At 36.8% G+C, this 12,796-nt stretch carries 10 protein-coding genes; 8 read left to right on the forward strand and 2 right to left on the reverse strand.

Annotated elements, in window-relative coordinates:
• Positions 1–23: 23 nt before the first annotated feature.
• From EPA86_RS12610 to EPA86_RS12645, 8 genes are all read left to right on the forward strand, one after another.
• Positions 24–1,133: an efflux RND transporter periplasmic adaptor subunit gene (locus EPA86_RS12610; protein ID WP_140604130.1), complete on the forward strand. Its 1,110-nt coding sequence runs from the start codon at positions 24–26 to the stop codon at positions 1,131–1,133.
• A 308-nt stretch (positions 1,134–1,441) separates the two neighbouring features.
• Positions 1,442–2,191, forward strand: coding sequence for a 5-oxoprolinase subunit PxpA (locus tag EPA86_RS12615; RefSeq protein WP_140604132.1), 750 nt, complete (start codon positions 1,442–1,444; stop codon positions 2,189–2,191).
• 64 nt (positions 2,192–2,255) lie between these two features.
• Positions 2,256–2,978, forward strand: a complete 723-nt coding sequence (pxpB, locus tag EPA86_RS12620) for a 5-oxoprolinase subunit PxpB (protein ID WP_140604134.1) — start codon at positions 2,256–2,258, stop codon at positions 2,976–2,978.
• A 17-nt stretch (positions 2,979–2,995) separates the two neighbouring features.
• Positions 2,996–3,994 (forward strand): 5-oxoprolinase subunit C family protein, encoded by a 999-nt coding sequence (locus tag EPA86_RS12625; protein ID WP_140604136.1) that lies wholly within the window; start codon positions 2,996–2,998, stop codon positions 3,992–3,994.
• A 238-nt stretch (positions 3,995–4,232) separates the two neighbouring features.
• The gene (locus EPA86_RS12630; protein WP_140604138.1) at positions 4,233–5,417 is read left to right on the forward strand and encodes a collagenase; all 1,185 of its coding nucleotides are present in this window, start codon (positions 4,233–4,235) and stop codon (positions 5,415–5,417) included.
• Positions 5,418–5,510: 93 nt separating this feature from the next.
• Positions 5,511–6,350 carry a hypothetical protein gene (locus tag EPA86_RS12635; RefSeq protein ID WP_140604140.1) on the forward strand — a complete coding sequence of 280 codons (840 nt, stop codon included), beginning with the start codon at positions 5,511–5,513 and terminating at the stop codon, positions 6,348–6,350.
• Positions 6,351–6,801: 451 nt separating this feature from the next.
• On the forward strand, positions 6,802–9,615 hold the full coding sequence (locus tag EPA86_RS12640; protein ID WP_140604142.1) for a TonB-dependent receptor plug domain-containing protein: 2,814 nt from the start codon (positions 6,802–6,804) through the stop codon (positions 9,613–9,615).
• Between the two features lie 152 nt (positions 9,616–9,767).
• Positions 9,768–10,235 carry a GNAT family N-acetyltransferase gene (locus EPA86_RS12645; RefSeq protein ID WP_140604144.1) on the forward strand — a complete coding sequence of 156 codons (468 nt, stop codon included), beginning with the start codon at positions 9,768–9,770 and terminating at the stop codon, positions 10,233–10,235.
• A gap of 281 nt (positions 10,236–10,516) precedes the next feature.
• Here the strand turns inward: EPA86_RS12645 and fumC are convergent, their stop codons facing one another.
• Both fumC and EPA86_RS12655 read right to left on the reverse strand, forming a co-directional pair.
• Entirely contained in the window at positions 10,517–11,920 is a 1,404-nt protein-coding gene (fumC, locus tag EPA86_RS12650; protein ID WP_140604146.1) for a class II fumarate hydratase, read from the reverse strand.
• Positions 11,921–11,997: 77 nt separating this feature from the next.
• Positions 11,998–12,783, reverse strand: coding sequence for a GGDEF domain-containing protein (locus tag EPA86_RS12655; protein ID WP_170309652.1), 786 nt, complete (start codon positions 12,781–12,783; stop codon positions 11,998–12,000).
• Positions 12,784–12,796: the final 13 nt, after the last annotated feature.

Raw genomic sequence — 12,796 nt, forward strand, 5'->3', positions numbered from 1 at the left:
AAGAGACAGTTTAAGGAAGAAAAATGAATATAATGAACAATGAAAAAAGCTTAAATAAAGCAACATCTTTATGGTTTAAAGCAACGTTATTTGTATCTATGTCGACATTGCTTTGTTTGCCAGCTCAAGCAAATAATAATGACCAAGACAAAGGGCATCTTGTTAGCGTTGATGTAGTGAAAAAGGAACAAGTTAATCCAAGTATTTGGTTACCAGGTAACGTGATCAGTCGTAAAAATGCGCCTATATCTGCTGAGCAAACAGGTCAGTTATTGTGGCTTGAGGAAGTGGGTGTTGATGTAGAAAAAGGTGATGTTATCGCAAGAATAGATGCACGCCATTTAACCTTACAACTTGCTCGTCAAAAAGCGCAAGTAAAGAAAGCACAAGCCGATGTTGATTATTTACGGGTACAAAAACAACGTATTGCTAAATTAACAGAAAAAAATAACTCGGCGGTCAGCGAGTATGAGAAGGTCACTAAAGATCTCATTGTTGCGGAAAATGATGTAGTCGATTTATCTATTGCAGTAGAGCAAACATTGTTAGCCATAGAAAAAACGACCATAGTGGCACCTTTCACCGGAAATATTAGCCAACGATTTGCCCATGAAGGAGAGTTAATCACCTTAGGTAGGCCGTTAGTGCAATTGGTTGATACGCAAAACCTTGATATTAAAGTTGCTGCTCCATTAACTATTGCACCATTTTTAAAGCGAAATGCAACTGTGATGGTTAAATGGCAAAATCAATTAATCACTTTGCCGATTAGAACGTGGAGTCAAGCAGGAGAGCAGTCTTCACGTACCTTTGATGTACGTTTAGCTGCTAGTGGTTTGAATATTCTATCAGGCACTCCAGTAACGGTTTCATTACCAAAGCAGCAAGCAAAAGAAGCACTGTTAGTACCAAGAGATGCATTAGTGCTACGTGAGAATGAAACTTATGTGTTAACCGTAGATAAAGAGTTGCAAGCGCAAAAAGTCTCAGTGCTTGTTGGGCAAGGTGTTGATGATTGGGTGTCAGTAATGGGCAATTTATCGGTAAATGATTCTGTTGTTGTGCGGGGTGGTGAACGTTTACAAAGTGGCCAAAAAGTTCGATTTAATAATGCGTTAGTTGCAAAATTGTAGTGGTTAAATCAGAGCCGTAAAGCTATAGTCACTATACTTTTCTAGTAAAAAGAAAGTGGCTAAATATTCAAACATTGTTACCTTAAACAAAGTACATAAAAGCCGAACACATTGTTCGGTTTTTTTTCTGTTTCTTATAATAGATATTTTGGTTATGTTAGCTATGTCATGTCGTTGACATCGTCGATGAACACTTATCAATATCTAAAGTAAACTTTGGGTAAGAATGATTCAATAGTACATAGAAGTTATTGAATTTAATGTAAAGTGATTCATTCAAAGAGTGTAATTGGTGAAGTGGAAAAATTATGAAGTTAAATTGTGATTTAGGTGAAAGTTTTGGATCATGGAAGATGGGGGTTGACGATAAAGTTATGCCATTTATCGATCAAGCAAACATTGCTTGTGGCTTTCATGCTGGCGACCCATTAACTCTATTAAATACGTTAACTCTGGCTGATAAGCATAATGTCGAAATAGGTGCCCATCCAAGCTACCCAGATTTAGTCGGCTTTGGCCGTCGAAGTATGCAGTGCAGTGACGCAGAACTTAGTGCTATGTTACTGTATCAAATTGCTGCAGTAGACGGTGTTGCTCGTAGCCAATCATTGACTTTATCCTATGTGAAACCTCATGGTGCTTTATATAACGATATGATGAAGCATGACGCTATTCGCCAAACTATTTTGCAAACTATTGCTCAATATAATCAATCAGGTGATCGGGCATTAAAATTAATGTTACAAGCAACCCCTGACCTTAGTATGTATCAAAAGGAAGCCAAGCAACATAAGGTTGAACTACTGGCTGAAGCCTTTGCAGATAGGTGCTACGATGATGATGGCAGTTTGCTATCGCGCCAACACAATAAAGCAGTGCATAGTGAAGAGGCAATGCTAGAACAAGTACAACAATTACTTGAGCACGGTACGGTAAAGACGTTAAATGGGAATGTTATAAGGTTACATGTTGATAGCTTGTGTGTTCACGGTGATAACATGGCAGGGGTTAATGCCATTGAAAAAATCAGACAGCTGTTAACTCCTTTCAGTGGTTAACCGAATGATTAACTTGTGTTAATTGAGCAAAGCTAAGTCGATGAAATTAAATTTATAAATAAAGATGAATGACATAAACCCAGTGCCGAAAAGAACAATTCAAATTGCCGGCGAAAATGCCTTAATTATTTATTTTTCCTCACAAGTGAGTGAAAAAACTGCGAATGAAATAAAGCTTGCTACGCTGAAAATTCAGCAAACACTTTCACATTACCTGCTCGATTTAACGCCTTCTTATGCCTCTTTATTAGTGACCTTTGATATGAATAAAGTGGATCATCACCACTTAAGAAATGAGTTAAGAAAGCTGCTGGCAACAATTGAGGAAGTACAAGAGGCGCATGAACAGCGCGTTATCGAGTTGCCGGTTTGTTATGACATTGATTTTGCACCAGAGTTAAACTTAATTGCAAAGCATGCACAAATCAGCTGTGATGAAGTAATAAGGCTTCATCAATCCATGATTTATAGTGTATATGCGATTGGTTTTGCTCCTGGCTTTGCTTATTTAGGTGAGGTTGATAGTAAAATTGCAATGCCCCGTTTAGCAACCCCGAGATTAAAAGTACCTAAAGGTGCCGTCGCTATTGCCGATAGACAAACGGCTATTTACCCTAATGTATCACCGGGTGGGTGGAACATCATTGGTTGTAGTCCAGTTAATATGTTTGATCAAAACGCTACACCGACTATGCCTGTTAACGTCGGTGATAAAGTTAAATTTAATAGCATTTCAAAAGAAGAGTTTTTCGCCTTAGGTGGCGAGCTTCCAATATTTAATGATTAATAATCAGTTTTATTCACATGACTAATCAAAATAATCAAATTGATCGAAGTAAACAAAGACGTGGTTTAGCACTTGGCTTTTTAGTGAAAAAACCGGGGGTATTATCGTTACTACAAGACAGTGGGCGTTATGGATATGCTCAAATGGGGCTAACGCAAGGTGGACCTGCTGATAAGGAAGCTTTTTATTGGGCAAATCGCTTATGTGAAAACAATGCAGATGCTGCTGTTATTGAAGTGAGTGTTGGCGGTATAGAACTTCTAGCACAGTTAGATACTGTACTTGCTGTTACTGGCGCAGTGATGAAGTTGTGTATTAATTCACAAGAAATGGCGCTCTGGCGAAGCCATCATATTAAGGCTGGCGATACTATTACCTTAGATTATGCTCAAACAGGTTTGCGTTGCTATGTCGCGGTAAAAGGCGGTTTTATGGTAAAAGCATCTTTTGGCAGTGTTTCAACGGTATGTCGAGAAAGTATAGGGGGCTTATCTGGGGATAAATTATCAAAAAATGAGATATTGCCTTATGTTGAGCATAAAGCTTTGGCTAATGAAACTTTATGCCTGCTACCTGAGCAGCAAATACCCCAATATGGTCATTCTGCCATACTAAGAACTATCCCTAGTTATCAACAACATCACTTTAGCGCTTTTGAACAACGTTTGTTTTACTCAAGCGAATATACCGTATCCTCTGATTGTGATCGTATGGGCTACCGACTTCAGGGCAGGGCAATTCACAGTGAAGTATCAGGTATTTTGTCTGAGGGCATTTGTCATGGAGCAGTGCAGATACCAGCTGACGGGCAGCCTATAGTGCTAATAAATGATCGCCAAACAATCGGTGGCTACCCCAAAATTGGTTCAGTTATCTCTTCAGATACTAATAAATTAGCTCAATTGCGCCCAACTGATAAAGTACGTTTCACACCCATTTCTATGGAAAAAGCCCATAACATATTTCATTTAGCATGCAACAAAAGTCACAAAATCGAGCTTTTAAAATGTAAATAATCAGCTTTTTATAGAGCTTGAATCTTTTAGTCTAATAATATCAATGCATTAATGATTTTAACGTGCTTTTAATTAATCCCGTTTATGTTTTAATTGCTCTTAAAAAATAACATGTGCAAAATATTTTATACAATATATTGGATCTTGAGTTCTTTTTGAGGTATAAAAATTACAAGCAAGGGAAAATGCATTAATAAAAAACTAGGACGTTAAATAATTATAAAACCTAGGAAGTGACATGAATATGAAGTTAGCAATAATCCCAAGCGTAATTTCTGCGGCAATGATGTTATCGTCAACAGCGTTTGCTGGCAAACCAACTGAATCATCAGTTCTCCCTCTTACACACACATGTAGTAGCACATTAAAATTTAGAGCACAGGATATGACTTCAGCTCAGTTTGCTGACTCTTGTGCACAAGTTGGTGCTGAAGAACAATATTTCCATCAACGTCTAGAAACAAACGGCTTACCTGTTGATAATGATCTAAATGAAGATCTTAAAATGGTTATCTTTGACGATTACGATCAATATAACCGATATGGTGGCCGTATTTATGGTATCGGTACCAATAATGGTGGTATTTACATTGAAGGGGATGCTACTGACTCTTCCAATCAGGCAGCTTTTTACGCACATGAAGCTGATTGGTTAAGACCTGATTTTCATATTTGGAACTTAAAGCATGAGTATGTCCATTATTTAGATGGTCGTTTTAACCTTAAAGGTAATTTCTCTGATTACCCATCAACAACTGTTTGGTGGGCAGAAGGCTTAGGTGAGTATATTTCACTTGAAGATAATAATGATGATGCTATTGCATTAATTAATGTCGCAGGATCAAACCGCACTTTATCTGAAATATTTTCAACAACATACAGTAATAGTCAAGATGAAATATATCGCTGGGGTTATTTAGGTGTTCGCTTTATGTTTGAAGCGCATATGGATGATATTCGTACTTTACGCTCAACGGTGCGTGCTGCTGACTGGAGTAGTTATCAAGCCGACCTTAATGCATGGGCATATAGCTATGAGCAAGAGTGGCAAAACTGGTTAATTACACAAGCAGGTGGAACTACAGATCCAACAGACCCAACGGATCCACCAACAGAGCCAACATCTGAAGTATTGCTTGATACCACAGCAAGTGCTTCTGCTCGCAATTGGGTTTACTATGAGGTTACTCCACAAAGTGCAGGTAGCTTAACAGTAACTATTTCTGGCGGTACTGGTGATGCAGATTTATACGTTAAAGCAGGTTCGCAACCAGCGAAGCGCTCTTATGATTGCCGCCCATATAAAACGGGAAGTGAAGAAAGTTGTCAAATCAACGTGTCTGCTGGCGTAACCTATCATATTGGTTTAAATGCCTATAAGACATTTGATGGAGTAAACTTAAAAGCAACATTAAACTACTAAGCTAAATTATTAAGTTAAATTAATGTTCTTGATTATTGTTTTGGCATGAAAATGCCAAAACAATTGTCTCTCCGCTTTTATTTGAGGTTTACTATGAAGCAAAAATTAAGCTTATTTTTGACTTTGCTATCAGCTTTAGGAACTGCTCCATTAGCACAAGCAATAGACTTATCGGCCATTAAAGAACAAGGAAAGATCGTTAGTGAAAATTTTTCTAGGGTGTATCAAACAAACTTAATAACAAAGAATTTTGCTATTAATGATATATCACATCAATATTTGTTGGGTTATGGTCAAGTATTTACTATCGAAACAAATATCGATTTCTTACCTATTTTAAATAATATACCGTCACACCAAAATGAGCATTTGGCTACTGAAGAACCCCAAACAGAAGCTCATAAGCAACAACTTAACAATAAAAAAGAGTTAGAAGCGCTTCAACTTGAAGAGCGAAATCTCGCACATCATGAGTTTTCATTAGATAAAAAAATAAAATCAATGCAAAAGCGAAGTAAAGCTTCAAATCAAGAAGCTGAGCTGCAAAAGCTTGATAAGAGTATTAGACAATCTCAAACAGAGCTTGATGAACTTAGAGATAAAAAACAACTCATAGCAGTCCGAATTAAAAATAAAAAAATGGCAAATACTATGCAACAGTCAAAAGAAAAGCCAATACAGGGACTATCAAGAAAAGCTATATATCAAACAATGCTTAAAAGGACTTACGAGTTAGTTTGTACCGAAAAATTATTATCAGCACTACCTGAGAGTGAACAGTTAACGGTTATTTTTAAAGATCTTGGTGAAGAACAAAATGATGACTTTAAGGATGAAGTATGGGCTATCAATATGGGTGATGCTTCACAATGTCAAAGAAAAGAGCTATCGATTAAGCAACTCGATGCTAAGGCGAAAAAATACCAGTATTAACTTGAATGAATTTAGTAAAGGGGTAACCTGACAAAGACAGTGCTTAACCGAAAAGCTTAATAGTGATATTAAGTTTTTTTTAATGCTTAATTTATGAAAAATTCCTCTGTTACAATTTTTTCTAAATTTTTTTCTTATATTTATAAATCACCAGATGAATAAATATCTTTTTTGATGGGTATTCTATTCAAATCACATATAACTATTTTTTACTGCACAGTTTTGTATACATTAACTTTATCCTCTTTTTTTCTAAATTTTGTAACAGAATAATAATAGTCGTATTTATCATACAATACCATTTAATCCTACTTATCGTATGGCCTGTAGGCTTTTAGGGTGTTGACATAACTGTTGTTAAGTATATTGTATACTTTGAGAAATAAGTAGAAATACAGCAAATGGATTTGCTTTCAAACATAAAAATTACATTAAAAAACTTGAGGAACTTATGTTTAAATTGAAACCAATTAGCATTGCGTTATTAGCTTTTACTACATCAACTTATGCTTTAGCTGAAGAATCATCAGAACAGGCTAATGCTGAAGAAACTGAGAAAATTGTTGTAACAGGTTCTCGTATTGCAAGACCTGGTGTAGAAACAGCTTCACCAGTTGTATCTATTGATGTTGAAGAGTTATCTATTACAGGTAGTATGAATGTTGCCGAAGTTCTGGCAGTTTTACCACAGTTTGCTGCGGGTATTGAATCATCTAGCAATTCATATAATCCAGGAAATGCAGGCTTAGCTACTGTGAATTTACGTGGTTTGGGGTCTCACCGTACGTTAGTATTAATAAATGGGCACCGTCCTACACAAATGGTTGATAGCTCAGGTCGTCTTGTATCGGATATGCAAAACATTCCAGCCTCATTGATTGATCGTGTTGAGGTACTAACCGGAGGGGCTTCGGCTGTTTATGGTTCTGATGCTGTTGCTGGCGTAGTTAATGTTATTCTTAAGAAAGATTTTGAAGGGTTTGATGCCAATATTCAGGCTTATTCGACAGAAGAAAGAGATGGTGAAACTCAGGCCCTATCTTTTAGCTATGGTACAAATTTTAATAATGATAAAGGCAATGTGGTAATTAGTGCTGATTATTATAATCAAGAAGCGATGACATATGCGTCGCGTCCAGGGTCTAATGGTCAAACAACATACATAAATAACCCAGATGGCGACATTCCTAATGAAGTTATTTTAAATAATGTGGGGTGGGCCGACTACAACATTCCTACTGACAGACCAACATTCATGTCTGGTAACAGCTATGACTATTTTCAATTTAACCGAAATGATGATGGTACGTTAGGTGAAGGCTATCGAGCCATTTTAGATTCTGAGTTACATGATTATTATAAACAATCTCATGATTTAAACCCAAATATGTATTCTAGTGTTGGTCCTCAAAACTCTATTACTCCATATGACCGATTAAGCGTTAACTTACGTACTGGCTATGAGATCACAGATAATATTTATCTAACCGGTGATGTAAGTTACAGCAAAGTTTCAAGTGTAAATACTATTGATCCAGAGTTTTTGTTCTCTTGGAATGGCTGGGTTAATGTTTACGATGCTCCTTTTGACGTACCACAAGTTGTTATTGATGCTGCGGAGTCAGACAATACTAGTTGGATTGCAATACCATATACCTTCAATGATTTGGGCAATAGAACGACAGAAGTAGATCGCGAATATGTTTCTGCATCTTTTGCTTTAGAAGGTGATCTTAATAACGGTTGGAATTGGGATGTTTATCTAGCAGGCGGTAAAACCTCTGTTGATGAGACTTCAATGAATCGTATTAATACCGATCGTTGGTGGGGGTTTGAATTATTTGGTGAATGTGAAGAAACCAACAGTTGTGCGGTTATGAATCCATTCGAGCCACTTTCTCAAGAAGTGGTTGATTATATTAAATTGGATCCATTCACTGATACATCTGAAACACATCAGTATACTTTAGCAGCCACGCTTGCTGGCGATATCATGGAATTGCCTGCAGGTGATTTAATGTTTTCAACAGGCTTTGAAATTAGAAAAGAAGGCTTAAAAGTAACACCGTCTCAAGTTTCTTTAGAAGGTACAAACCGAGGTAATACTAAAGGTGCTACTGATGTAGATCGTGACATTCAAGAAGTTTATGTTGAATTTATTGCTCCGCTCGTAAAAGATGTGATGCTTGTTCAATCTCTTGAAGCAGAAGTAGCATATCGTTATGCAAACTATACTTACGCAGGTAGTAATGATAGTTGGAAAGCAGGTTTAAATTGGGCTGTTGATGATAACCTTCGAGTGAGAAGCAATTATTCTAAAGCGGTTCGTGCACCTCAATTAACAGAGTTATTCAGACCTGAAGAAGTTATTTTTAGCCGTTATATGGATCCATGTGATAGTGAAGAGCTTGATAATGGCGCAAATGATGAATTACGTAGAGCAAACTGTGCCGCTTTAGGTTTACCTTCTGATTTTGAGTCTGAGATGCGAATTACTGGTGGTTCATACACAACTGTACAGGGTAATGATACGTTAACTGTAGAAACAGCTTATACCTTAACGACAGGTATTGTTTTTACACCAACCTATATTGAAGATTTTAGTATATCTATTGATTATTTCGATATTGACTTAACTGGCGGTATAACAAAATTTGGTGCGGCTAATACAGCTGAAATGTGTGTTGATGCTAACTCGATTGATAATGTCTTTTGTCCGCTAGTTACGCGTAAAGAAGATGGTAACATCAGTAATATTTTTGATACTTACGTAAACGCAAATAAAATGCGTCGCAGAGGTTTAGATATTCAAAGTTACTACTCACAAGAAATGGGTGATTATGGTGAAATAGATTTAAACCTATACGCTACTCATTTACTTGAAAGTTCATTTACTGAATCAGAGTTAGCAGGCGCTGATAAAAGAGAATGGGTCGGTGTAAATGGTACGCCAGAGTGGAAAGCATCATTCAGTGTAGCATACACGCTAAGTGACTTTAGAGCATCATGGCAAACTAATTACTCGTCAAGTGTACTATATGCTAGAAATGCAACTGCCGAAGATTACTCACAATATAAATTACCAGCTTCAACGCTACATAATGTAAGGTTTAGCTATGATTTAACAGACCAAACAAATATCTATTTTGGTATTAATAATGTGACTGATAAAGATTGGTTAGGCATACCAGGTGCGAGTATGGGTGGTTCAACTTACCCTATCTCTGGTCGAGGGTACTACGCGGGTGTTAATTTAAATTTCTAAAAAAAATTAAATCCTAATAAAAGCATAAGCATCGCTTATGCTTTTTTTTTTGTTTATTATTAACTGAGTCGTTAATAATGTATAAGGGAGTATGTCTGTTATCTATTGTGATATTATTAAAAGCACTGAAGAAAAATGAGTTAACACCTTAAATGAAGTTTACGATTGGTTTTCGTAATGTTAAACACGATGATCTAGATTTTTTGGTAAAGCTACGCAAAAAGTCTATGAATAAACACTTGCTAGCAGCAGGCATTAAAATGTCTAATGAACAGCATATTGAACGAGTGAAAGAGGCTTTTTATGAAAGCCACATTATTTTGTGCGATAGAAAGCCGATAGGTGTTGTTAAGTTTGGCGTAATTACACAAAAAGTAACGGAAAAAAGTTTACATATTAGGCAATTTCAAATTTTACCTGAATATCAAGGCAAAGGTATTGGTAGTAAAGTACTTAATGTTGTTAAGAAAAAAGCCTTACAGCTTTGCCTACCCATCACCCTAAACGTGTTATTAAAAAACCCTGCTAGAGGGTTATATTTACGTCATGGCTTTCAGGTGGAAGGGAAAAATAAGTTTGAATACCAACTGCGCTGCCCACTGGAAGTGATTGCCGCTTAGACAAAAAGCATTATTTTGAAGGGAGGTAAAGTGAATAAGTTTTAACTGTACTGTCAGGTTAGATTTATTTGGCTTTATTAGTTCTTATAGTCGTATGTGTGCCAATAGCAGACCTTAGTGTTACATAACAAAACTACTTCTGATGGACAGCTCTACTACCAAAGCGGTCATTCCCATCATTGTATTAGCAGGTACAAAAATTTCAGTTACCAAAAAATAGATTAAAACAAGCCAGAGCCAATCAAGCACCTTTTTAGATTCCTGACATAGGCAAGGCCTTTCTATATCGGCTTATTATTTGGTTCAATCATATCTTCAGGTACAATCCACTCCTTAAATTGCTCTGCTGTCACTAATTCAAGGGCAAGTGCAGCATCAAGTAGCGTCGAATTATCTTTATGAGCCTTTTTAGCAATTTTGGCTGCATTGTCATAACCGATGTAGGGATTCAGTGCTGTAACCAGCATTAATGAATCATCCCTTAACTTAGCGATGCGCTCTTCATTGGCAGTGATACCTGTGACACATCTCGCGGTAAAACTCTGGCAACCGTCGGCAAGTAAGCGAATCGACTGTAAAAGGTTATATATCATAACTGGCTTAAATACATTGAGCTGAAAATGGCCATTTGAGCCAGCAATCGAAATCGTTAAATTATTTCCCATTACCTGAGCGGCAATCATGGTCAACGCTTCACATTGAGTAGGATTAACTTTACCGGGCATAATTGACGAACCGGGTTCATTTTCAGGTAAATTAATCTCTCCAATACCACAACGCGGTCCTGAACCGAGCATACGGATATCGTTAGCAACTTTCATTAAGCTAACAGCGATTGTATTTAATACACCACTGGCCTCAACTATGGCATCATGAGCCGCGAGCGCTTCAAATTTGTTTGGGGCTGCTTTAAACGGGAGTTTTGTTATTTTTTCTACTTGCTTGGCAAATTTAATATCAAATCCTTTGACACTGTTAAGCCCTGTTCCTACGGCTGTTCCTCCCTGTGCTAATTGGTACAAAGCTGGAAGCGTCGATTTAGCTCTGCGGATAGCATTATCTAGTTGAGTGCTGAATCCAGAAAATTCCTGCCCTAGTGTCAATGGGGTTGCGTCCTGTAAATGCGTTCTACCTATTTTAACTAAGTGATTAAATGATATAGACTTTGTGTGCAATTCATCGCGCAAATATTGTAATGCTGGTAATAGACTGTGTGTTATTTCTTCAACCGCAGCAATATGCATTGCCGTTGGAAAAGTATCATTCGATGATTGGCCCATGTTGCAATGGTCATTAGGATGAATCGGATTTTTACTCCCAACAGTGCCATTTAGCATTTCAATAGCACGATTGGAAATTACTTCATTGCAATTCATATTTGTTTGAGTGCCCGAGCCTGTTTGCCATATCACTAAGGGAAAATGTATATCAAGAGAGCCATTCATCACCTCTGTGGCCGCCAATATGATAGTCTGACCAATAGTTTTGTCCAGCCTTCCTAAATCGACATTGACTTGTGCTGCGGATTTTTTAACTATACCCAATGCTCTAATTAATGGCCTAGGCATTTTTTCCTCTCCAATAGGAAAGTTTATTAATGAACGTGCTGTCTGAGCACCAAAGTAGCTATCTTCTGGAACTTTTAATTGACCAAATGAATCACTTTCTAATCGATACTTAGTCATAATCTTCTCCTAAAAAATCAACGTATCTCACATTGCTTTCATTACCAAGGCAGATGCTACTAGCCCTATCAGTACCATTAGATTCTTCCTTGCCACACTTTAAAGGCAACATCATTTTTTTTATTATTTTTTACTGTATACATAAGGTCATCAGCAACTTTTATCGCTTCTTTTATATCCGCAGGTAAAGTTTCAAACGTGACAATGCCAACACTAAAGCTCACATCCCATCCTTTTTTTAGCATTTTATTTTTTAGTTCTTCGCTGGCTTTGGCAAAAGCACTCTTAACTTCTCCTTGGCTAGTTTCTGGAAATATAATGGCAAATTCATCACCACCCAACCTCGCTATGATGTCTGTTTTCCGTAAGCTAGAGAGTAAACATTTTGCAACTGAAATAAGTAGTTCATCCCCTTTATAGTGACCAATGGAATCATTAATGTTTTTAAAATTATCTATGTCTAAATAGGCCAATGAAAAAACATGTTTATACCTAATCGAACGAATGATTTCATTGGCTAAGTCTAGGTAAAAACTTCTATGATTTAACAGACCTGTGAGACTATCTGTACTAGCCATCACAAACTCTGCATTGTGGACGTTTCTAAAATTAATGATTAAAACAGAGGATAAAATATAGGTTATTAGACGTAAAAAAGTATAAATAGAATATTCTAAAGAAAAGGTAACTGAGCCTAGCACCATAAAATTAATAAATAAGGTTAAAGAAACAATAAAAACACTTAGTAAAATTCCTGCGCTTCGACTTCCATACCAGCTAAGAACTAAAATAGGTAAAAAAAATAGTGGTTCAAATAAAAGGAAGTGATTAAAGTAAAATCCCGTAAATGTGATAACACTCACAGCTAAATAGCAG

Origin of the sequence: Litorilituus lipolyticus (assembly GCF_006439335.1) — a bacterium.
In the GTDB taxonomy this organism is placed as follows: domain Bacteria; phylum Pseudomonadota; class Gammaproteobacteria; order Enterobacterales; family Alteromonadaceae; genus Colwellia; species Colwellia lipolytica.

Excerpts from the sequence above, each read along its gene's own strand:
- EPA86_RS12640 (WP_140604142.1), top strand. The coding sequence starts at position 6,802 with ATGTTTAAATTGAAACCAATTAGCATTGCGTTATTAGCTTTTACTACA.
- pxpB (WP_140604134.1), top strand. The coding sequence starts at position 2,256 with ATGAATGACATAAACCCAGTGCCGAAAAGAACAATTCAAATTGCCGGC.
- fumC (WP_140604146.1), bottom strand. The coding sequence starts at position 11,920 with ATGACTAAGTATCGATTAGAAAGTGATTCATTTGGTCAATTAAAAGTT.
- EPA86_RS12610 (WP_140604130.1), top strand. The coding sequence starts at position 24 with ATGAATATAATGAACAATGAAAAAAGCTTAAATAAAGCAACATCTTTA.
- EPA86_RS12630 (WP_140604138.1), top strand. The coding sequence starts at position 4,233 with ATGAATATGAAGTTAGCAATAATCCCAAGCGTAATTTCTGCGGCAATG.
- EPA86_RS12615 (WP_140604132.1), top strand. The coding sequence starts at position 1,442 with ATGAAGTTAAATTGTGATTTAGGTGAAAGTTTTGGATCATGGAAGATG.
- EPA86_RS12645 (WP_140604144.1), top strand. The coding sequence starts at position 9,768 with ATGAAGTTTACGATTGGTTTTCGTAATGTTAAACACGATGATCTAGAT.
- EPA86_RS12625 (WP_140604136.1), top strand. The coding sequence starts at position 2,996 with ATGACTAATCAAAATAATCAAATTGATCGAAGTAAACAAAGACGTGGT.
- EPA86_RS12635 (WP_140604140.1), top strand. The coding sequence starts at position 5,511 with ATGAAGCAAAAATTAAGCTTATTTTTGACTTTGCTATCAGCTTTAGGA.